Here is a 21,152-nt window from a genome sequence, read left to right as displayed (position 1 = left end):
CCGTCAGAGACGTCTTCCCATGGTCGACGTGACCAATCGTCCCGATGTTCACATGCGGCTTCGTGCGCTCAAATTTACCTTTGGCCATGTGAGGTCTCCGTTACTTTCTGCCTTGTCAGGCCTTCTGTTAGTGCGCCCTTCGGGCGATCACGCGAACTTCTTCTGGATCTCCTGCGCCACAGCGCTGGGGACCGGCTCATAATGGTCGAACTGCATCGTGTACTGGGCGCGGCCCTGCGACATCGAACGCAGATTATCCACGTACTTGAACATGTTGGCGAGCGGCACCATGGCATTGACGACGACGGCAACGCCGCGCGCCTCCTGCCCCTGGATCTGACCGCGCCGCGAGTTCAGGTCGCCGATCACGCTGCCCACATACTCTTCCGGTGTCACGACCTCGACCTTCATGATCGGCTCGAGGAGCTGAGCACCCGCCTTCTGCGCACCCTCGCGGAAAGCCGCACGGGCGGCGATTTCGAAGGCGAGCACCGAGGAGTCGACATCGTGATAGGCGCCATCCACCAGCGTCGCCTTCACGCCCAGCATCGGAAATCCGGCGATCGGACCGGAGGAAAGAACGCTCTCGATGCCCTTCTGGACGCCGGGGACATATTCCTTTGGAACCGATCCGCCGACAATCTTGGACTCGAACAGGAAATCCTCGCCGTCGGGATTGGGCTCGAAGACGATCTTGACACGCGCGAACTGGCCCGAGCCGCCTGTCTGCTTCTTGTGGGTGTAGTCGATCTCGGCGGTTTTGGTGATCGTCTCGCGATACGCCACCTGCGGCGCGCCGATATTTGCCTCGACCTTGAACTCGCGCTTCATGCGGTCGACAATGATGTCGAGGTGAAGCTCGCCCATGCCGGCGATGATGGTCTGGCCGCTCTCTTCATCCGTCTTGACACGGAAGGAAGGATCCTCGGCCGCCAGGCGATTGAGCGCAAGACCCATCTTTTCCTGGTCGCCCTTGGTCTTCGGCTCGATGGCGATCTGGATGACCGGCTCAGGAAACTCCATCCGCTCCAGGATAACCGGCTTCAGCGGGTCACAGAGGGTATCGCCCGTGGTGGTCTCCTTGAGACCGGCGAGCGCCACGATATCGCCCGCATAGGCTTCCTCGATATCCTCTCGCGAATTTGCGTGCATCTGCAGCATGCGGCCGATGCGCTCGCGCTTACCTTTCACAGTGTTCTCAAGCGAGACGCCCTTCTTGAGCACGCCTGAATAGATACGGCAGAAGGTGAGCGAACCCACGAAGGGATCGTTCATGATCTTGAAGGCGAGCATCGAGAGAGGTTCGCTATCCTCCGCATGACGCTCGATCGGCTCCTCGGTCTTGGCATCCACACCCTTGATGGCGGGAATGTCGATCGGCGAGGGCAGGAAGTCGACCACCGCGTCAAGCAGCGGCTGCACGCCCTTGTTCTTGAAGGCCGAGCCGCAGAACATCGGGAAGAATTTGACCTCGATCGTGCCCTTGCGGACGAGTGCGCGGATCTCCTCGATCGATGGCATCTCGCCCTCGAGGTAGCGCTCCATGGCGCCTTCATCCATCTCGACGGCAGCCTCGATCAGCTTTTCACGATACTCTTCGGCCTTTTCCTTGAATTCGGCCGGGATCTCGACCACGTCCCAGGCGGCGCCCAGCGTCTCGTCACGCCAGATGAGCGCCTTCATTTCAACGAGATCAATGACGCCTTTGAAATCGCTCTCGGCGCCAATGGGAAGCTGCATGACGACGGCCGTGGCGCCAAGGCGGCTCTTTACCATCTCCACCGAGCGGTAGAAGTCGGCGCCAATCTTGTCCATCTTGTTACAGAAGATCATGCGCGGCACGTGATACTTGTCGGCCTGCCGCCACACCGTCTCGGTCTGCGGCTCCACGCCTGCATTGGCGTCGAGCAGTGCGATGGCGCCGTCGAGCACGCGCAGCGAACGTTCCACCTCGATCGTGAAGTCCACGTGGCCCGGCGTGTCGATGATGTTGAAGCGGCGCAGCTTCTCGTCACGGCCCTTCCAGAAGGTCGTGGTCGCGGCAGACGTGATGGTGATGCCGCGCTCCTGCTCCTGCTCCATCCAATCCATGGTGGCCGCGCCGTCATGGACTTCGCCGATTTTGTGCGACTTGCCCGTGTAGTACAGGATGCGCTCGGTCGTTGTCGTCTTGCCGGCGTCGATATGCGCCATGATACCGAAATTTCGGTAGTCTTCGATTTTGAATTCGCGGGCCATCGTGAGGTCCTCTTCTTCTTATCTCGCTTACCAGCGGTAATGCGAGAATGCGCGGTTGGCCTCGGCCATCTTGTGCGTGTCCTCGCGCTTCTTCACCGCAGTGCCGCGATTGCTGGAAGCATCCAGCAACTCGCCGGAAAGGCGCTCGACCATGGTCTTCTCATTACGCCCGCGCGCAGCCGAAATCAGCCAGCGGATGGCGAGCGCCTGACGGCGCTCCGGACGCACATCGACGGGGACCTGGTAGGTGGCGCCGCCGACGCGGCGGGAGCGAACCTCCACATGCGGCGCGACATTGTCGAGCGCCTGATGGAAAACCGCCACCGGCTCCTGCTTCGTCTTTTCCTGCACCTGGTCGAGCGCACCATAGACGATCCGCTCGGCGACGGACTTCTTGCCCTCGAACATGATGGCGTTCATGAACTTGGTGACAACCGTGTCCCCGAATTTCGGGTCCGGGTTGATCTCGCGCTTTTCTGCACGGTGACGTCGGGACATCTTCTTCGTCTCTCACCTTCAAGGCCCGGCACTTAAAAGAAAAAAGCGCCGAAGCCGGGAAACCTTACTTCGGACGCTTCGCGCCGTACTTGGAACGGCGTTGCTTACGGCTTTTCACACCTTGCGTGTCCAGCACGCCGCGGATGATGTGGTAGCGCACACCGGGAAGATCCTTCACGCGGCCGCCGCGGATCATCACCACGGAGTGCTCCTGCAGGTTATGACCTTCACCCGGAATATAGCCGATCACCTCGAAGCCATTGGCAAGCCTGATTTTTGCCACCTTGCGCATGGCCGAGTTCGGCTTCTTGGGCGACGTCGTGTAGACGCGTGTGCACACACCCCGCTTCTGCGGGTTCGCCTCCATGGCGGGCACCTTATTGCGCTTTACCGGCGCCTTGCGCGGCTTGGCTATCAGCTGGTTTACGGTCGGCATCAAACCTTCCCTTGTTACAATCTCGTGTCCTAAGCGAACCCAGGTTCCATTTCGCACGAAAACATCGTTCCTAATGCAAATTCGGGCATCAAACCGCGGTTACGCGGTCCGGCCCGAACACATGCAGAGGAAGCGGATTCCGCTTCTTGCCCCGGAAGTCTGTCGCTCGTTAAAACGAACCCTGTTTGAGGCTCAAGCTCCAGGACGCGTCGTCCCGGAAAGAAAGGCCTCACATCGGCTCAGACGCGGCGGGTAATACGCGCAACCGGCTCACCCGTCAACCCCGCATCAGCAATTATGTTGCGCCAATGCCGGCCACCAACGATCACTCGCCGCGAAAAATTTCCGTTCGGCTGAATATGGGATAAAATCGCAGGGTTTCCAGACCGCGTATGATGTTTCCGGCCTCGATATGGCAAAATCCTCCGGCAGCGCCCTGAAGCGCCGACCGGAATCATTCCTTACCAGTTCTGGACCAAGACCCCACCGTATCACGGATAGTGAGAGGATCAGCAGGCACGCCGAAACGGCCTTTGTGGGGTGACCACGCTCTTTCTCCGAGCGTATTGAAGGCATCACAATCAACGAGAGTGCGCAGGAGCACGGTGGCTCGCTTCACGATGAAATTGCGCCCTATCTCAGTGCCTGCAGGCATGGTGCAGGGTACACGCACAGACACTGATTCTCCGCTGTCTCCCAGAAACACCACATTGACCCATGCGCTGTTCTTACCTTCCCGTGAAACAACGGTATCGATGATTTGCAACGTCCTTCCTCCGCTACGCCTCCCAACGAGCGAAAGCGGGAATCGTTCCGCATAAACCGATAAGGTCGGTCAGAACGCTGGCGCCAGGCCCCAAATGTCACTGCACGCCAGGACTTTCCGGTGCTGTCTCTTCTGTTTGCGGCGCGATCGTGTCCTCGTCTGGTCCGCCCGACATCGTGTCTGACGCGGTCCGGAACCCGCCATCGTAAATTACGAAAAGAACCAACGCTATCAGCACGACGATCGCGGTGATCAGGATTGCCCGGCGGTCGGTTCTTTTCCCTTTAGGTCCGCGGTTGTTCTGTGCCATTTGCCCTTTCTTCCTGCGCTTGCCGACCATGGGCCGCCGGTTCTACCCGGGTTTCCGGTCGACTGTCCCCACTCTCCACTTCCTCGTGCCAGCGGCCATACCGATCCTGGTATTCGATCAGGGTGTCACTGCCTTCGCTCCTGTGGGCAGCTGCGGCCTGCTCGGCTGCCCGCACCGCTTCCTGGCGCGTCGGATAGGACTCGGAGAACACGTCGCCGACCTTGTAAGCCCAGCCGCCATCATGCTCGACCAGTCTATAAACCACCTGCCGCACCCGCCTGGGGCGCCTCGGCCGCTCCCGCAGGTCAGGAAGCAATGCGCGCGGACCGCGCCGTGGCCGGCGGAGCAGGAACCGGTACACGCCGTAAAGTCCGAGAGCAGCAATGATCAGGCGCATGCGAGGGTCTCCTTGAGCAAACCTCGCACCCAACGCTCGCATCTACCGGTTGTTCCTTGGGAACTTGCCGACTACGGCATCGCCGCTTTGACGGGCGGCCCAATTGAGCTAGTGTGCTGCTCCCGCGGTGCAGTTCTGGATTCGTGCTCATGAAAATCGCCACCTGGAACATCAATGGCGTCAAGGCGCGCATCGAAAACCTCGTGCACTGGCTGCAGGAGGCCAATCCGGACATCGTGTGCCTTCAGGAGATCAAGTCTCTTGACGAGCAGTTCCCTCGTGAGCCGATTGAGGCACTGGGTTATCATGTTGAAACCCACGGGCAGAAGGGTTTCAACGGCGTCGCCCTTCTCTCAAAACTCAGATTCGACGAGGTCAGCCGCGGCCTGCCGGGCAATGACGGCGACGAACAGGCGCGCTTCATTGAGGGTGTGTTCTCAACCGAAGGCGGTGCGCTGCGCGTGGCATCGCTCTACCTGCCCAACGGCAATCCCATCGCCAGCGAGAAATTCGCCTATAAGCTCGCCTGGATGGACCGGCTGGAGCTTTGGGCGAAGCGCCGGCTGATGCTGGAAGAGCCTCTGGTGCTGGCCGGTGATTATAATGTGATTCCCGAACCGGCGGATGCCAAGAACCCTGAGAACTGGCTGGGGGACGCGCTCTACCAGCCGGAGAGCCGGCAGGCCTTCCGCCGCCTCTGCAATCTGGGCTTCACCGACGCGCTGCGCTCCGCAACCAACGAGCCGGGCACATATACGTTCTGGGACTATCAGGCAGGGGCATGGCAGAAGAACAACGGCATCCGGATCGACCACCTGATGCTGTCGCCGGAAGCTGCCGACCGGATCGCCTCCGCTTCCGTCCAGAAGCACACGCGCGCATGGGAAAAGCCGTCGGACCACGTTCCGGTGGTGGTGGACCTGCGAATCGCGGCCTAGAATTGCTTCGAGAAGCCGGTGGCTGCCTACTCTAGCCCGTTCGCCAAGTAGTCTTGAGCAAGCGCAATTGCGGTGCGGCGATCCGATTCGCCCGCAAGTGCAAAAGCTTCCTCCTGCATCGCGCGAATCCAGGCGATATCGGCAGGTGCCCGCTTCTGCGCAGTGTCCAGCGCCGTGGTCATCAAAGCCAGCCCCCGCACCACCTTGCCGCTCTGGAAGAGGAGATTGCCAAGCGTGGCCTGTGCTCCCACATGACCCTTTTCAGCCGCTAGCTGCAGCCAACGGGCTGCCTGCTGCACGCTTTTCGCACCGCCCTCGCCGGAGAGGAACATACGGCCGAGCTGGAATTGCGCATCCGCATTGCGATAGGTGGCGGCCGCCCGCATGTAGTATTCAAGCGCGATTGTGGGATTGGCGGCAACCGGTGAGCCGGGTATGCCGCGCCGCAGATAATTGCCCACCGCCACCAGCGCATCCGAGACATAGCTTTCCTCGCGGCTTCCAGGCTGCACGTCCTGTTGAGCGACCGCTGAAAAGAACTTGAACGCCTCGTAATCGTTGCGCGCTACGCCGTCACCTTCCGCATACATGCGGGCGAGTTTCCAGCGTGCGCCCACCTGCCCGTTTTCGGCAGCATAGCGATAGGCCTCGACCGCTTCCTGCTTCTCTCCGCGCTTGTAGGCCGAAAAGCCGAAGCGAAACACGGCAAGGGGATTGCGCGAGGGCTGCTGCACGACGGCCTTCTCGTCAAGCGCAGCCGCGGGACCGAGCGCCCCGAACAACAGGAGGGCCCCGGCGATGAGCCGGCCTATGATTTGCTCAGATATCCGCATAGCAGTGCGTTTCTTTCTGGGCGCCGGGATGCGTCACCGCGCCATACCGCGCCGGGCCCACGCCCTGCGCGTATTTCCAGATCGCGCCGGACCGATATTCGCTTTCGCGCGGCCTCCAGGCAGCGCGGCGTTCGGCCAGTTCCGCTTCGCCGAGCGCCACGTCGATCGTGCCTGCCACCGCATCGATGGTTATGATGTCGCCGTCATTGAGAAGCCCTATCGGCCCGCCCACTGCTGCTTCCGGCCCGACATGACCGATACAGAAGCCGCGGGTCGCGCCTGAAAACCGCCCGTCCGTGATCAGCGCCACCTTGTCGCCCATGCCCTGCCCGTAAAGGGCCGCGGTGGTGGCGAGCATTTCACGCATGCCCGGCCCGCCTTTCGGACCTTCGTAGCGGATCACCAGCACCTCGCCTTCCTTATAGCGGCGCTCGGAAACCGCGGCGAAGCATTCCTCTTCCGAATCGAAGCAGCGCGCGGGGCCGGAGAAGCGCAGGTTCTTCATGCCTGCAACCTTCACGATTGCCCCATCCGGCGCGAGATTGCCTTTAAGGCCCACGACGCCGCCCGTCGGGCTCAGCGGCTTGTCAGCCGGATAAACCACGTCCTGCGCATCGTTCCACTCGACGCGTTCCATGTTCTCCGCAAGCGTGCGGCCGGTGACGGTCATGCAGTCGCCATGCAGATAGCCATGGTCGAGCAAGGTCTTCATGAGCAGCGGAATGCCGCCCGCCTCGAACATGTCCTTGGCGACATATTTGCCGCCCGGCTTCAAATCGGCGACATAGGGTGTTCTCTTGAACACTTCCGCGACGTCGAAAAGGTCGAATTCAATCCCGGCTTCATGAGCGATGGCCGGCAAATGCAATGCCGCATTGGTGGAGCCCCCCGACGCGGCAACCACGGCCGCGGCGTTTTCAAGCGCCTTCCGGGTCACGATGTCACGCGGCCGTATCTGCTTGGCCACCAGTTCCATCACCTTCTCGCCGGCGGCATAGTTGAAGCGATCGCGCATCTCGTAAGGCGCAGGCGCACCGCAGGAATAAGGAAGCGCCAGCCCAATCGCCTCGGCAACGGTCGCCATGGTGTTGGCCGTGAATTGAGCGCCGCAGGAACCGGCCGAGGGACAAGCGGCTTGCTCGATTTCCATCAGCTCGTCGTCGGAAATGGAGCCAACCGAATGCTGGCCGACCGCCTCGAAAACGTCTTGAACGGTGATCTGCCGCCCGCGCCAGGTGCCAGGCAGGATCGAACCGCCATAGATGAAGACCGACGGCACATTGAGGCGCACCATGGCCATCATCATCCCCGGCAGGGATTTGTCACAACCCGCAAGGCCGACAAGCGCGTCATAGCAATGGCCGCGCATGGTGAGTTCCACAGAATCCGCGATTACCTCGCGCGAGGCCAGCGACGCCTTCATGCCCTGGTGGCCCATGGCGATGCCATCAGTAACGGTAATCGTTGTGAACTCGCGGGGCGTGCCTTTGGCTGCCGCGACGCCCTTTTTCACCACTTGCGCCTGGCGCATCAGCGAGATGTTGCAGGGCGCAGCCTCGTTCCAGCACGTCGCCACGCCGACCAGCGGCTGAGCGATCTCTTCCGCCGAGAGCCCCATCGCGTAAAGATAAGACCTGTGCGGCGCCCGCGCCGGCCCTACGGTAACGTAGCGGCTGGGCAGCTTTTCCTTCGATATCGCACGAGCGTCCATCATCACCTTCACCGCCTCGCGGCCGTCAATCTCCAAACGCACAACTATGGATGGCGCATTCGAGAGATTTCTCGGTGCGCCTGTTTTATGGCGGGAAATTGGCGACCTGTCCCCACCCCCTTTTAGCCTATTGCATCTTGAGAAAGTGTTGCCGTCGTGCAACGGAGCGCTGATGGTTTCATAATTCTCAGGAGCCGGATTGGCGGGAGCGAGCCATCGGGGTTGAGCCAGGCGAGGCGCGGAAATCCGCCGCAGAGCGGTGATCCGCGCCAGTTTGAAGGCGCTTGCTACATTCCCTTCTGTGCGAACATTGCCTGAAATGCAGGCACCTGTGCGGCAAGCGCAGCATCCTGGTCCTGGCTGCGCTTATAGGACGGTCTATCCGTCACGCGTGCTAGATAATCCTTGAAAACCGGTCGCTCCGGCAGTCCTTTCAGAATATTCATGGTGAAGTTAATGCCCGCTCCGAAGATCACGTCGGCGAGGGTGAACCTGTCTCCGGCGACGAACGGGCGCTGTGACAGCTTGCGTTCCATATTGGCCACCATGTCGTCAAACAGGCCGAATGAGTAGTCGTTGCTGATATAGCTCAGCCCTTTCACCTTGGCCGATATGACAGGGTCAAAGACCGCATCGTGATAGACGAGCATCGTAAGATACTCGGCGCGATCGGCATCGCCGATCGCCGGCGCAAGCCCGGCTTCGGGGAAAGCATCACCCAGATAAATGGCAATGGCGGCGCGCTCCGTAACAATGGTCCCATCGTGATCGATCGCCGGCACTTTCTTGCTGGGCTGGATCAGGCGATACTCCTCAGGTGCCCCGGCGCGAATGTCCACGAGTTCCATCCGATAATCGATACCGAGTTCCTCCAGAAGCCAGAGGATGGCGGAAGAGCGCGACCAAGGCGCATGGTAGAACGTAAGCATGTTTCTCTCCTTGCCTTGAACACGGCCACCATATCAGGATGCTCCTGACATCCTGCTGTCAGGAGGGCCTTGGCAAGGAAAAGGGCGGCTTCGAAGCCGCCCTTCGTTATGGTGACTGAACGTCCGCTTCAGTTCGGCAGCTTGTCGTCGATTCCTTCCACGTAGAAGTTCATGCCGAGCAGCGTGGCGTCGTCCGCGACTTCGCCCTCAGCAAGCCAAGGCGTTCCGTCCTGCCTGTTGACGGGGCCTGTGAACGGGTGAAGCTCGCCGGATTTGATTTTCGCTTCGGTCTCTTCGGCAGTCGCTTTCACATCGTCCGGCATGTTGGTGTAGGGCGCCATGGTCAAGATGCCCTCTTTCAGTCCTTCCCAGATTGCGCCCGGTTCCCAGGTGCCGTCGATCACCGCCTGGATGCGCTTGACGTAATAGGCGCCCCAGGTGTCCACAATGGCGGTGAGCTGCGTCTCGGGTCCGAAAGCGATCATGTCGGACGCCTGGCCGAAGGCCTTGATGCCACGCTCGGCCGCCACCTGCACGGGCGCGGTCGAGTCGGTGTGCTGAGTGATGATATCGACGCCCTGGTCGATCAGCGCCTTGGCGGCATCCGCCTCCCGGGCCGCGTCGTGCCAGGTGTTGGCCCACACCACTTTCAGCTTGAAGTCCGGATTGACTGACTGGGCACCCAGCATGAAGGCGTTGATGCCCATCACCACTTCCGGAATTGGGAAGGAAGCGACATAGCCCGCCTCCCCCTTCTCCGACATATGCCCGGCGATAACGCCCTGGATATAGCGGCCCTCATAAAAACGTGAGTTGTAGGTCGCCATGTTTTCGGCGGTCTTGTAGCCGGTGGCGTGCTCGAACTTCACATCCGGGAACCTCTTGGCGACCGCCAGCGTGGCGTCCATGAAGCCGAATGAGGTGGTGAAGACGATATCGCAGTCCGCGCGGGCGAAGCGCTCGATGGCGCGCTGGGCGTCCGGACCTTCGGCGACATTCTCCACAAAAGCCGTCTCGACCTTGTCGCCGAGTTGCTCCTCCACAAAAAGACGACCTTTGTCATGCGCCTCGGTCCAACCGCCGTCGGTTTTGGGGCCCACATAGACGAAGCACGCCTTGACCTTGTCCTGCGCCAATGCTGCACCTGGAACCGCGAGCACCGCGGAAGCCGCCAGGGCTGCCAGTATTCTTTTCATTGCCGTTGTCCTCTTTCAGTTTGCCCTGGGGCCTATCCGCCTTTGCTAGCGATCCGGAACGAACGGCCGCCCCAGTGAAGCCGGTGTGTTCATCATCGTCAGTCGTCTGTTCCGAGAGATTAGAACGAGAACGATGATTGTCGCCAGATAGGGAAGAGAAGAAAGCAGTTGCGGGGGGATTCCGTAGCCGAGCGCCTGCGCATGCAGTTGGCCGATTGTGACGGCGCCGAACAGATAGGCGCCGGCCAGAACGCGCCATGGACGCCAGGAGGCGAAAACCACCAGCGCCAGCGCAATCCAGCCACGGCCGGCCGTCATATTCTCCACCCATTGCGGCACGTAGACGAGCGAAAGATAGGCTCCCGCCAATCCCGCGCAGGCACCGCCAAACATGACCGCGAGGTAACGGATGCGGATCACGGGGATGCCGAGTGCATGGGCGGAACTGTGATTGTCGCCGACCGAGCGGAGCGTCAGTCCGGCGCGCGTGCGGAACAGAAACCAGGAGACACCCGCCGTCAAAAGCAAGGAGATGTAACATAGCGGGTCCTGACCGAAGATCAGCCGCCCGATATAGGGGATTTCCGTGAGGTAAGGGATATCGAGCGCGCCGAGCCGCACACCGGCGCGGCCGACGAAGCTCTCCCCGATCATGGAGGAGAGACCGAGACCCAAAAGCGTCAGCGACAGGCCGGTCGCCACCTGGTTGGTAACGAGAGTCAGCGTCAGGAATCCGAAGAGCAGGGAGAACAGGGTGCCCACGATGGCTGCGGCGAAAACGCCGAGCCAGGCCGAACCGGTCATGGCCGCAACGCCGAAGCCGGTCACCGCGCCCATGATCATCATCCCCTCTACACCAAGATTGAGCACGCCCGAACGCTCGACGACGAGCTCGCCCATTGAAGCCAGCAAAAGCGGCGTCGCAGCGGTGGCGATTGTGATCAGGATCGCTTCAAACATTTGCGCGCGAGGCCTCCCCGGCCGCTGCTGCGGGCGCTGAGACGAAGCGGATCCGGTAATGGATGAACGTGTCCCCCGCCAGCACAAAGAACAGGATCATGCCCTGGAAGACGCGCACCACTTTGTCCGAAAGGCCGACCGAGATCTGCGCCGCCTCCCCGCCGAGATATGTGAGCGCCAGCACCAGCCCTGCGGCTACGACGCCGAGCGGATTGAGCCGGCCCAGGAAGGCGACGATGATCGCGGTGAACCCGTAGCCCGGGGAGATGACGGGCCTCAATTGCCCGATCGCACCGGAAACCTCCGAAAGGCCGGCAAGACCCGCGAGCGCACCGGACAAAAGAAAAGCGAAGAAAACAATGCGCCCTTGAGAGAAGCCGGCGAAGCGGCCTGCACGGGGGCTTTGGCCGAGCACTTTTATTTCGAAGCCCCTCAACGTCTTCGTCATCATGAACCACAATGCCAGCGCGGCCACCAGCCCGAAGATGAAGCCCCAGTGCGCCCGGCCCGAGGCGGACCAGATTTCCGGCAGAATGGCATATTCGTGAAAGCTGCGCGTTTCGGGAAAGTTGAAGCCTTCCGGATTGCGCCAGGGTCCGCGAACCATCCAATCGAGGAAAAGCTGGGCCACATAGACCAGCATCAGGCTGGTCAGGATCTCGTTGGTGTTGAACCGAACCTTGAGAACGGCCGGAACTGCCGCATAGGCCGCTCCGCCGGCGATGCCCATGAGAAGCATCAGAGGCAGGACGATCCAGGATTGGAAGTCCGGAAACATCACCGGCAGGATCGATCCCGCCATTGCGCCGATGATGAACTGCCCCTCAGCGCCGATATTCCAGTTGTTGGAAAGAAAGCACACGGAAAGGCCGATTGCGATGAGAATCAGGGGCGCGGCCTTCACCGCGAGCTCGTGCAGAGACCAGGTCTCTCGCAGCGGCTCGATAAAGAAGACGTAGAGCGTGTTGACTGGATCCTTGCCGAGGAGAAGGAACAGCAGTGCCCCAGCGATCAAGGTGAGCGCCAGCGCGATAAATGGCGAAAGCACGCTGAAGAGAACTGACTGCTGTGGCCTTTTTACGAGCTCGATGCGCATCAGACGGCCTCCGCCTGCGAAACAGCGGCATGGCCCGGCTCCGCGCCGCCCATGAGCAAACCGATCTTCTCATAGGTGGCGTCGCCGATTGGAATGGGTGCGGAGAGCCTTCCCCCGTGCATGACGGCAATCGCGTCGCAGATCTCGAAGAGTTCGTCGAGATCCTGGCTGATGACAAGCACCGCGGAGCCGCTTTTGGCAAGGTCGATGAGCGCCTGGCGGATGCGCGCAGCAGCTCCCGCATCGACGCCCCAGGTCGGCTGATTGACGACCATGACCAGCGGCTGGCGGTCGAGCTCGCGTCCGATCACGAATTTTTGCAGGTTTCCGCCAGAAAGCGCGGAAGCTTCGGGATCTTCCACACCCTTGCGTACATCCATCGCGCTCGAGACGCGTTGAGCGGCATGAGCGATGAGGCTGTTGCGGATCATCCCGAGGCGGTTGAGAAATGCCCGCGCGTCGGTACGATAGCGAGAGAGCAGCAGGTTCTGCGACAGCGTCATGGCCGGCGCGGCGGCATGGCCCAGCCTCTCTTCCGGCACGAAGGCCGCGCCCATGAGACGGCGCTCGGAAATATCCCGGCGGCCGGCATCCTTGCCGCGAATGCGCACTTGGTCCGCCCGCTCCTGTAAAGCCTCGCCGGAAACGGCCTCGAACAACTCACCTTGCCCGTTGCCGGCAACGCCGGCAACACCGAGGATCTCACCCGCGCGTACGGATAGATTGATCCCTGACAGCGCAACGGCGAACGGATGGCCCGCCTTCCGGTCGAGATCGCGGACTTCCAAAAGCGCCTCGCTCTGCACGGCGGGCTTGTCCCGTACCACAGGCTGCACCTCATTGCCGACCATCATCCGCGCGAGCGAGGACGCGGTCTCCTTCCGCGGATCGCATTCGGACACCACCTTGCCTTGGCGCAGCACGGTCGCCCGGTCGCAGATGCGTTTCACCTCTTCCAGACGATGCGAGATGTAGAGGATTGAGCGACCTTCTTCTTTGAGCTTTTCCAGCGCTTCGAACAGCCTGTCCGCCTCCTGAGGAGTGAGAACGGAGGTCGGCTCGTCAAGTATGATCAGTTCCGGATTCTGCAAAAGACAGCGGATGATCTCGATGCGCTGGCGTTCGCCAACGGAAAGATCGCCCACATGAGCGTTGGGGTCGACCGGTAGACCATACGCCTTAGAGATGTCGCGGGCGCGGGCCGTCACCGCGCCGGCTGGAGCGGGATCGTCCAGAGAAACCAGGATGTTTTCCGACGCCGTGAGTGCGTCGAAGAGGCAGAAATGCTGGAAGACCATGCCGATGCCGATACGCCGCGCCTCGCGGGGGCTGGAGACCGCCACCTGCTCGCCCTTCCAGAGTATCGAGCCTTCGGTCGGTTCCAGCGCGCCGAAAAGCATTTTGACGAGTGTCGATTTTCCCGCGCCGTTCTCTCCCAGAAGCGCGTGGATTTCCCCCCTGCCGATCTTCAGGTCGATATGGTCGCAGGCCCTGAGCGTTCCGAAGATTTTCGTCAGGCCACGCGCCTCGAGAAGCGGCACCCTCCGGTCCTCAAGTGCTGATCGCACAAAATCTCCCGTTCATTTTTTTGTTCCCAGGTTCATCGTAGACACGCTTCCTGGCAATGCAATAGAGTTCGCCGGGTTGAAAGTGCTTCAAGCTATTCAGCCTGGAATAAGTACTGTCATGCCTGTCGTGCGCCGCGCTTCCAGATCCTTATGCGCCCTGCCCACATCGGCAAGAGGATAGCGCTGGTTCACCCTCACCTGCACCGCACCCCTTTCGATCATGGAGAAGAGTTCTTGGGCGCCCTCCTCCAGGTCCTTTCTTGCCGCGATATAGGTGAATAGGCTCGGTCGTGTCGCAAAGAGCGACCCCTTCTGCGCCAGGAGGTTGATGCTGAACGGCGGCACGACGCCCGAGGATTGGCCGAAGCTGACGAACATGCCGAACGGCCGCAGACAGTCGAGCGAACCGGGGAAGGTATCCTTGCCGACCGAGTCATAGACAACGTCGCATTTGCCGCCTGAGGTCAACTCTCCCACGGCAGCAACGAAATCCTCTTTCGTGTAGTCGATCACATGGTCGTAACCATGCGCCTTCGCAAGCTCCACCTTTTCCGGTGAACCGGCCGTACCGATAACCTTGGCCCCGAGATGCTTTGCCCACTGGCCCAGCACAAGCCCGACGCCGCCTGCGGCCGCGTGGCAAAGGATCGTATCGCCTGCCTTTACCGGAAATGTTCGCCGCAGGAGGTACCAGGCGGTAAGCCCCTTCAGCATAGCACTTGCCGCCTGCTCGTCCGAAACCGCGTCGGGCACGCGCACAAGCCGGTCTGCGCGAACAAGCCGCTGCTCGGCATAGGCGCCGCCAGTGGCCACGCAATAGGCAACCCGATCGCCAGGCTTCAGGTCCTCCACGCCCTCGCCCACCTCCAGGACGACACCCGCAGCCTCACTGCCGGGCGTAAAAGGCTTTGCTGTCGGGTAAAGGCCCGTGCGGTGGTAGACGTCGATAAAATTAAGGCCGATCGCCCTTTGCTCGATCAGGGCCTCGCCGGGCCCGGGCTTTCCAGGATCATAGTCCTCCAGCCTCAGAATCTCCGGCCCGCCGGTTTCGCGCAATCGGATCGCTTTCACCACCGTCAAACTCCCTTTCTTCCAAGCCGGGGGATCGCCTGCATGATGGCCCCTATGCAGTAGAGATATAGCCCCGTTGCGCCGATCCCGGCCTTCACCCACTCACCCGCCTTCAGGTCCTGCAGCAGGGCCACCGCTCCGAATGCGCACCAGGCAAGAAAGACACCCAGGTTCAAAACCCTCAGCCGCTCCACGCGTACGGGATGAAGAAAGTGAACGGGCACGAAGGTAAGAATGGCTGACACCAAGACCACGCCGAACGAGACGTATTCACCCGGTCCGATGACGAAGAGGGTGAATACGATCATGTTCCAGACGACCGGGAAACCCTTAAAGAAGTTCTCCTCCGTCTTCATGCCGGTATCGGCGTAATAGATGGCGCTGGAAATGACAATGATGGCGGCCGAAAGGAAAGAGAGTCCCGCGCCCATGAAACCGCTTTGATAAAGCGCAAAGGCGGGAATCAGCACATAAGTGACATAGTCGATGACATTGTCCAGCAGATCGCCGGACCAGGTGGGCAGCACATCCTTCACCTGCAGCTTGCGCGCAATGGGACCGTCGATCCCGTCTACCAGGAGAGCCAGGCCGAGCCACCAGAACATGGCCGTCCATCGCCCCTCGCTCGCCGCGACCAGCGACAGGAAGGCCAGAAAGGAACCGGATGCCGTCAGAAGATGGACCGAAAAGGCTTTCGCCTGCGGTGCGGTGACCTTCTTCTTCCTTATCGGCGCCATCAGTCAAAGCCTCTGATCGCTCTAGGCCTGCCGAGGAGAGGAACGGGCTCAGCATGCGCCCGGCCGGTCGTCTGCGCCAGTATCGTCCCCCACGGTTCCTTCATCCTGCCCCTCCGGCGCCGATCGGTCATTTCCTTACACGCTCTTGGACCGGTGCACAGTATCATCAGGTGAAACATGTGGAAAACCTGCGCTTTGTTCCGATTCCCTCACCCTTCGCTCGGCCTGCCGCCGCCCTTGTTTGATCTGCCTCGATCGACTGCTATATCTCCAGCGCTATCAGCCGGCACGAGGCCGCAATGAAAGAAAAGGTCATGGACGCGATACTTGTTGCGGGGACGGGCCCCACCGGCCTAGCCGCCGCATTGGCGCTTGCCCGTATCGGCCGCAGCGTTGTGGTTGCCGGGCCGTTGCCTGCAGCCGATGATCGGCGCACGACTGCGCTGATGCGACCGGCGCTCGCTTTCCTGGAAGGCCTCGGCCTGGCCGAAGATCTCCGCGATGTCGCCGCGCCGCTTGCCTCCATGCGCATCGTCGATGCGACGAGCCGGCTGATCCGCAGTCCGGCTGTCACCTTCCGTGCCGCCGAAATCGGCGAGGAATTCTTCGGTCTGAATATTCCAAACCTTGAACTCAATGCCGCGCTTGCTCGCAAGGTCCGCCAGGAGAAGAACATCGTCTGGAAAGAGGAAACGGTGGCGAATTGGCGGCCGGCGGCCGACCAGGTCGAAGCACAGCTTTCGGGCGGAACGATCCTGCGCGCCGCCCTTGCTGTCGCTGCCGACGGGCGCAACTCGCCCGCCCGGCAGGCCGCGGGCATCACAACCCGGCGCCGCGAGCTGCAGCAGAGCGCGATGGTGCTCAATTTCACCCATTCGCGGCATCATGGCTTCACCTCGACCGAGTTCCACACGGAGCACGGCCCCTGCACGCAGGTGCCGCTGCCGGGTGGTTTCCGCTCCAGTCTCGTCTGGGTGACGCGCCCATCGCAGGCCGAAGAATTGATGGCGCTGGATGAGGCGGCATTATCGCAGCGGCTCGAAGAGCGCCAGCAGTCCTTCCTGGGCAAGGTGACGATCGAACCCGGCCGGCAGCTTTTCCCCCTCGCCTCTGTGCTGCCGATGCGCTTTGGAGCGCAGCGCATCGCACTTGTCGGTGAGGCCGCCCATGTCTTTCCGCCGATCACGGCGCAGGGGCTCAATCTCGGTCTGCGCGATGTGATGGATCTGGTGGAAGTTGTGCGCAGCAACCCGGAGGATCCCGGCTCGACCTCCGCCCTGGCCCAATATGATGCGCGCCGCCGGCCGGATGTGACAGCCCGATCGGGCGCCGTCAATTTCATAAATGCCACCTTGCTGTCGGACATGCTTCCGGCCCAGCTCCTAAGGAGCGCCGGCCTTGGCCTTCTGGAAAGCCTGCCGATCATGCGTGGCGTCTTCATGCGCGAGGGCATGTCGCCTGGCAGCGGATTCGCCGCGCTTCTACCCCGCCTTGCTCGTCGCGCTTAGTCGGCTATCGCCGGAAGAAGGAACGCTCCGCCTCGATATCGGGATTGAATTGCAGTCAAAGCGACGCCAAATAAAGGGAAAGGCTTTGTGCAATGCAGAAGATCAAAACGGCTAAATTTTCCATCGGTCAAGTGGTTCGCCACCGGCTCTTCCCCTTCCGCGGTGTCATCTTCGACATCGATCCGGAATTCAACAATACCGAGGAATGGTACCAGGCCATTCCCGCGGAGGTCAGGCCGTCCAAGGATCAGCCCTTCTACCATCTCCTCGCCGAGAACGAAGAGACGGAGTATGTGGCCTATGTCTCGGAGCAGAACCTGCTCGAAGATGAGTCCGGAGAACCGGTGCGCCATCCCCAGCTTTTCGAGATGTTCATCCAGACGGGAGACGGCAAATACACACCCCGACTGCGGCTGTGCCATTAAAATCTACGAACTAGGCGCCGGGGTTGAGCTTCGGCGCTTATCCCCGATCCGCAAAAGAAAAACAGGGCCTGCCGGCCCTGTTTTCTTGATGGTCCGCCTGCTGGCAACCGCTACTGCGACTGCTTGGCCTGTTCTTGGGCCTGCTTCAGCTTCTCGGCGAATTCCTGATTGTTCTTGCTCACGAACTCCTCGAGCTTTTTCTGCCGCTCATCGAGGTCCGCCTGCTGCAGCGGCTCACCGTCGAAAGCGCCCGTGAAGCCCTTGAGCGTGACCTTCATGGGGTTAGGCTGGTTCTGGAAGTTCACGGAAGTGAGCGTCAGCTCCGAACCCTTCTTGAACGACGCCACGATCTGGTCCGTCAGTTGGGCCTCGGCCACGCAGCGGTCGGGCACGCAGATGGCATAATCGATCTTCTGCGTTTGGCCGCCGTCGATCTGCAGACCAACCCCAGGCGGAATCAGGCGGCCCGTCGGAACGGCAATCTGCAGCACCCGCCGGTTCACCTTGCCCTTGACCTCGATCAGATTGACGCTGGTCAAAAGCTGGCCGCTGTCTGCGCGCAGGAGAAACTGCACATTGCAAACATCAATGTCCTCCTGCTTGGTGCAGGCCTTGAACCAGCCCTGCGGCGGCTCCTGCTGAGCAAGCGCCGTGTTGGTAAAGCCGGCACCCGCCAGCACACCGATCATCGCAGCCAAGCCATATGCTTTCGCTCTAAGGCTCATCATTCTTCCCGTTTCCTCTCGAATCCAGCCTGGGCTGATGCCCTTAGGCTCCTACTGTTGGCCGAATGCGGCGACAGCAAGGCTTGCGTGCGTGTTACAATGCCTTCCCGCATGAATCCAGAGGCCAAACCACACTTTCCCGCAATACCGCCATGTCTTGGTGGCATGGGCAAACGGAGGCGCTACAATGGACAAGCGCCTCCGGTCGCGCCAAGGATAATCGCTACGCGAGTCGGAGACGACGCTTACGAGGTTTTCTGATGTTATTACGCTGTTTTATCTCCATTATTTTCACGGCTGCCCTGCTCATGACCGAGGCAGCTGCGCAGGACAAGCCATTTTACGGCATAGCTATGAACGGTCAGCCGGCGCTTCCGCGCGATTTCACACATTTTCCCTATGCAAATCCGGATGCGCCTAAAGGCGGTGAGATCACTTATTGCGTGGTCGGCAGCTTCGACAACCTCAATCCCTTCATCCTGAAGAGCATGCGCTCCACCGCACGCGGCGTGATCGACACGATCTTCGGGAACCTCGTTTTCGAGCCGCTTATGCGCCGCAACGACGCAGAGCCGTTTTCGCTTTATGGCCTGCTCGCCAATTCAGTGGAGATGGACGAGGATCGTACCTATGCGGAATTTCACCTCGACCCGAATGCCAAATGGTCCGATGGTGAGCCGGTGACGCCGGAGGACGTTATCTTCACCTATGAAACCTTCGCCGAGAAGGGCCGTCCCCCCTATTCCAGCCGGATGGCAAAGATCGAAAAGATCGAAAAGACCGGTGAATACAGCGTCCGCTTCACCTTCAACGACCAGTCGGACCGCGAATTCCCGCTGATCGTGGCGCTGACGCCTGTTATCCCAGCCCATGCCTTTGACCGCGAGACCTTCGACAGAACAACGCTGAAGCCAGTTATCGGCAGCGGCCCCTATGTCATCGATCAGGTCGTGCCTGGCCAGCGCATCGTCTTCAAGCGGAACCCAGATTATTGGGGCGCGGAAGTGCCCGCCATGCGTGGCTTCCAGAACTACGATCGGATCACCATAGAATATTTCCTGAACGGCAATGCGCAGTTCGAAGCCTTCAAAAAAGGCCTTTGCTCTGTCTATGCCGGTTCGAACTATACGGGCCTTGACCCGAACAGCATCGAGCGCGACTTCAATTTCCCTGCCGCGCAGAGCGGCGAGATCGTCGCCAAATCCTTCGACGTGAAAATCCCGCCGGCCGTCAGCGGCTTCTTCTTCAACACCCGGCGGGAGAAATTCGCCGATCCGCGCGTGCGCCGCGCGCTTTCGATGCTCTACGACTTCGGCTGGGTGAACAAGAACGTCTACAACGGCCAGTATCATCGTACGCTTAGCTATTGGCAGGGATCGGAGCTTTCCGCGCTCGGATCGCCCGCGACCGAGAAGGAGACGCAGCTTCTCGCCCCTTATAAGGACAAGGTGCAGCCTGATGTGATGGACGGCACCTACGGCAAGGACGCGGATAAGGCGGTAGAGATCGACCGCAAGACCATGCGCGAGGCCATGAGCATCCTGCAGGAGGCAGGCTACAAACTCGATGGCAGCGTCTTGATGGACCCGCAGGGCAATCCCTTCACCTTCGAGATCCTCATCGTTTCGGCAGAACAGGAACGCCTCGCCGCCGTCTTTCAGCGCGCACTTGCCCGCCTGGGTATTCAGGTCTCGCTGCGCATGCTGGACGATGCACAGATCCAGCAGCGGAAGCAGACCTACGATTTCGACATGCTGATCGCCTCGGTGGGCTTCTCGGGCACGCTATCGCCCGGCATCGAGCAGATCGGCCGCTGGGGCTCGGAATTCGCAAAGGTGGAGGGCTCCTTCAACCTTGCGGGCGTGGCCGACCCCGCCGTGGATGCCATGATCGACGCCATGCTGAACGCGCGCGACAAGGAGACCTATGTGGCCGCGGTGCGCGCGCTCGACCGGCTCCTCATTTCCGGCGCCTATGTCATCCCCACCCAGCAGAGCGACAAGGTGTGGATCGCCTATTGGAATTATCTGGAGCATCCGGAAGTATCGCCCCTGAATGGTTACGACCTCTCCACCTGGTGGCGCAAACCGAAATAGGAACACGTGATGAGCGACAAGCCAGCCCTCAGCGTCAATGTCGTCTCCGATGTCGTGTGTCCCTGGTGTTTCCTGGGTATGCGAAATCTCCAGCTTGCGCTGGCCGATCTCAGGGATATCGACGTCATGGTGCGCTGGCGCCCCTATCAACTCGATCCTACGATCCCGTCGGAAGGCCTCGACCGCAAAGCCTACATGGTCCAGAAATTCGGCAGCCTGGAACGCATCGAGGCGGCGCATGATCGCCTGCGCGAGATGGGAACGGCTGCCGGCATTTCCTACCACTTCGCAGCCATTAAGGTCGCACCCAATACGCTTGACGCGCATCGGGTGATCCGCTGGGCTGCGACGGCAGGCGAAGACGTGCAGAACAGGCTCGTGGAGCGCCTGTTCCGCCTCTATTTCGAAGAGGGACAGAACATCGGCGATCATGCCGTGCTGATCGAGGCCGCGCGGCAGGCGGACATGGACGCCTCGTTGGTCGAAACGCTGCTGCCCACCCAGGCGGACCGCGATGAGGTGAAGGCGGAGGTGGAGACGGCCCAGCGCATGGGCATCACCGGTGTCCCCTGTTTTTTGCTCGAGGGCCGATATGCGTTGATGGGGGCTCAGCCACCTAGAGCGCTCTCGGACGCGATCACGAAGGTGAGCGAGGCAAAGGAAAAGGGCGAGTTGGAGAACCCACAGGAATAGTTCACCGCGGGGGCAGCGGAA

Annotated in this window: 22 protein-coding genes; 5 read left to right on the top strand and 17 right to left on the bottom strand. The window is 60.9% G+C overall.

All coding sequences use genetic code 11. From position 1 onward, the window contains the following. The 7 genes from GNP00_RS14430 to GNP00_RS14400 all read right to left on the bottom strand — a co-directional run. On the bottom strand, positions 1-88 hold an 88-nt coding region (locus GNP00_RS14430; RefSeq protein WP_235911641.1), incomplete at its 3' end, for a GTP-binding protein. A gap of 59 nt (positions 89-147) precedes the next feature. Continuing rightward, positions 148-2,238 (bottom strand): elongation factor G, encoded by a 2,091-nt coding sequence (gene fusA, locus GNP00_RS14425; RefSeq protein WP_011581019.1) that lies wholly within the window; start codon positions 2,236-2,238, stop codon positions 148-150. A 27-nt stretch (positions 2,239-2,265) separates the two neighbouring features. Further along, a complete protein-coding gene (gene rpsG, locus GNP00_RS14420) occupies positions 2,266-2,736 on the bottom strand; it encodes a 30S ribosomal protein S7 (RefSeq protein ID WP_011581020.1) in 471 nt (156 codons plus the stop codon). A 64-nt stretch (positions 2,737-2,800) separates the two neighbouring features. Further along, on the bottom strand, positions 2,801-3,172 hold the full coding sequence (gene rpsL / locus GNP00_RS14415; protein WP_011581021.1) for a 30S ribosomal protein S12: 372 nt from the start codon (positions 3,170-3,172) through the stop codon (positions 2,801-2,803). Positions 3,173-3,626: 454 nt separating this feature from the next. Then, on the bottom strand, positions 3,627-3,938 hold the full coding sequence (locus GNP00_RS14410) for a hypothetical protein (RefSeq protein ID WP_011581022.1): 312 nt from the start codon (positions 3,936-3,938) through the stop codon (positions 3,627-3,629). Between the two features lie 97 nt (positions 3,939-4,035). Beyond that, on the bottom strand, positions 4,036-4,248 hold the full coding sequence (locus GNP00_RS14405) for a hypothetical protein (RefSeq protein ID WP_041544675.1): 213 nt from the start codon (positions 4,246-4,248) through the stop codon (positions 4,036-4,038). Next, positions 4,223-4,645, bottom strand: coding sequence for a DUF2188 domain-containing protein (locus tag GNP00_RS14400; protein WP_246259453.1), 423 nt, complete (start codon positions 4,643-4,645; stop codon positions 4,223-4,225). The genes GNP00_RS14405 and GNP00_RS14400 overlap by 26 nt, the downstream gene beginning before the upstream one ends. 149 nt (positions 4,646-4,794) lie before the next feature. Between GNP00_RS14400 and xth the strand changes: the two genes are divergently transcribed. Beyond that, complete coding sequence (gene xth, locus GNP00_RS14395; RefSeq protein WP_011581024.1) at positions 4,795-5,583, top strand: exodeoxyribonuclease III; 789 nt, start codon at positions 4,795-4,797, stop codon at positions 5,581-5,583. Positions 5,584-5,609: 26 nt separating this feature from the next. Here xth and GNP00_RS14390 read toward each other — a convergent pair whose 3' ends face one another. The 9 genes from GNP00_RS14390 to pcsA all read right to left on the bottom strand — a co-directional run bounded on the left by GNP00_RS14390 (position 5,610) and on the right by pcsA (position 15,684). Further along, positions 5,610-6,416: a tetratricopeptide repeat protein gene (locus GNP00_RS14390; protein ID WP_011581025.1), complete on the bottom strand. Its 807-nt coding sequence runs from the start codon at positions 6,414-6,416 to the stop codon at positions 5,610-5,612. After that, complete coding sequence (gene ilvD / locus GNP00_RS14385; protein WP_041545353.1) at positions 6,403-8,127, bottom strand: dihydroxy-acid dehydratase; 1,725 nt, start codon at positions 8,125-8,127, stop codon at positions 6,403-6,405. The genes GNP00_RS14390 and ilvD overlap by 14 nt, the downstream gene beginning before the upstream one ends. A 287-nt stretch (positions 8,128-8,414) precedes the next feature. Continuing rightward, a complete protein-coding gene (locus GNP00_RS14380; RefSeq protein WP_011581027.1) occupies positions 8,415-9,056 on the bottom strand; it encodes a glutathione S-transferase family protein in 642 nt (213 codons plus the stop codon). 128 nt (positions 9,057-9,184) lie between these two features. Further along, positions 9,185-10,252: a BMP family ABC transporter substrate-binding protein gene (locus GNP00_RS14375; protein ID WP_011581028.1), complete on the bottom strand. Its 1,068-nt coding sequence runs from the start codon at positions 10,250-10,252 to the stop codon at positions 9,185-9,187. Between the two features lie 45 nt (positions 10,253-10,297). Further along, positions 10,298-11,212, bottom strand: a complete 915-nt coding sequence (locus GNP00_RS14370) for an ABC transporter permease (RefSeq protein ID WP_011581029.1) — start codon at positions 11,210-11,212, stop codon at positions 10,298-10,300. After that, positions 11,205-12,308 (bottom strand): ABC transporter permease, encoded by a 1,104-nt coding sequence (locus tag GNP00_RS14365; protein WP_011581030.1) that lies wholly within the window; start codon positions 12,306-12,308, stop codon positions 11,205-11,207. Before GNP00_RS14365 ends, GNP00_RS14370 begins: the two co-directional genes overlap by 8 nt. Beyond that, on the bottom strand, positions 12,308-13,876 hold the full coding sequence (locus GNP00_RS14360; RefSeq protein WP_011581031.1) for an ATP-binding cassette domain-containing protein: 1,569 nt from the start codon (positions 13,874-13,876) through the stop codon (positions 12,308-12,310). The genes GNP00_RS14365 and GNP00_RS14360 overlap by 1 nt, the downstream gene beginning before the upstream one ends. Positions 13,877-13,972: 96 nt before the next feature. Beyond that, complete coding sequence (locus tag GNP00_RS14355) at positions 13,973-14,950, bottom strand: NADPH:quinone reductase (protein WP_011581032.1); 978 nt, start codon at positions 14,948-14,950, stop codon at positions 13,973-13,975. Between the two features lie 2 nt (positions 14,951-14,952). Beyond that, on the bottom strand, positions 14,953-15,684 hold the full coding sequence (pcsA, locus tag GNP00_RS14350) for a phosphatidylcholine synthase (RefSeq protein WP_011581033.1): 732 nt from the start codon (positions 15,682-15,684) through the stop codon (positions 14,953-14,955). A gap of 299 nt (positions 15,685-15,983) precedes the next feature. On the opposite strand from pcsA, the gene GNP00_RS14345 reads away from it, so the two are divergent. Together GNP00_RS14345 and hspQ are read left to right on the top strand one after the other, a co-directional pair. Beyond that, positions 15,984-17,192, top strand: a complete 1,209-nt coding sequence (locus GNP00_RS14345; RefSeq protein ID WP_011581034.1) for a UbiH/UbiF family hydroxylase — start codon at positions 15,984-15,986, stop codon at positions 17,190-17,192. Between the two features lie 92 nt (positions 17,193-17,284). After that, entirely contained in the window at positions 17,285-17,617 is a 333-nt protein-coding gene (hspQ, locus tag GNP00_RS14340) for a heat shock protein HspQ (protein ID WP_011581035.1), read from the top strand. A gap of 110 nt (positions 17,618-17,727) precedes the next feature. On the opposite strand, the gene GNP00_RS14335 is transcribed toward hspQ, so the two are convergent. Further along, the gene (locus tag GNP00_RS14335; protein ID WP_041544677.1) at positions 17,728-18,345 is read right to left on the bottom strand and encodes an invasion associated locus B family protein; all 618 of its coding nucleotides are present in this window, start codon (positions 18,343-18,345) and stop codon (positions 17,728-17,730) included. A 257-nt stretch (positions 18,346-18,602) separates the two neighbouring features. Here GNP00_RS14335 and GNP00_RS14330 point away from each other — a divergent pair, with 257 nt between their 5' ends. Further along, positions 18,603-20,438 (top strand): extracellular solute-binding protein, encoded by a 1,836-nt coding sequence (locus GNP00_RS14330; RefSeq protein WP_011581037.1) that lies wholly within the window; start codon positions 18,603-18,605, stop codon positions 20,436-20,438. A 9-nt stretch (positions 20,439-20,447) separates the two neighbouring features. Next, the gene (locus tag GNP00_RS14325) at positions 20,448-21,131 is read left to right on the top strand and encodes a DsbA family oxidoreductase (protein ID WP_011581038.1); all 684 of its coding nucleotides are present in this window, start codon (positions 20,448-20,450) and stop codon (positions 21,129-21,131) included. Positions 21,132-21,152: the final 21 nt, after the last annotated feature.

Origin of the sequence: Chelativorans multitrophicus (assembly GCF_011317445.1) — a bacterium.
GTDB lineage: Bacteria > Pseudomonadota > Alphaproteobacteria > Rhizobiales > Rhizobiaceae > Chelativorans > Chelativorans multitrophicus.
The sequence above is the reverse complement of the archived record's forward strand: the minus strand, read 5'-3'. Positions and strand labels throughout refer to the sequence as shown.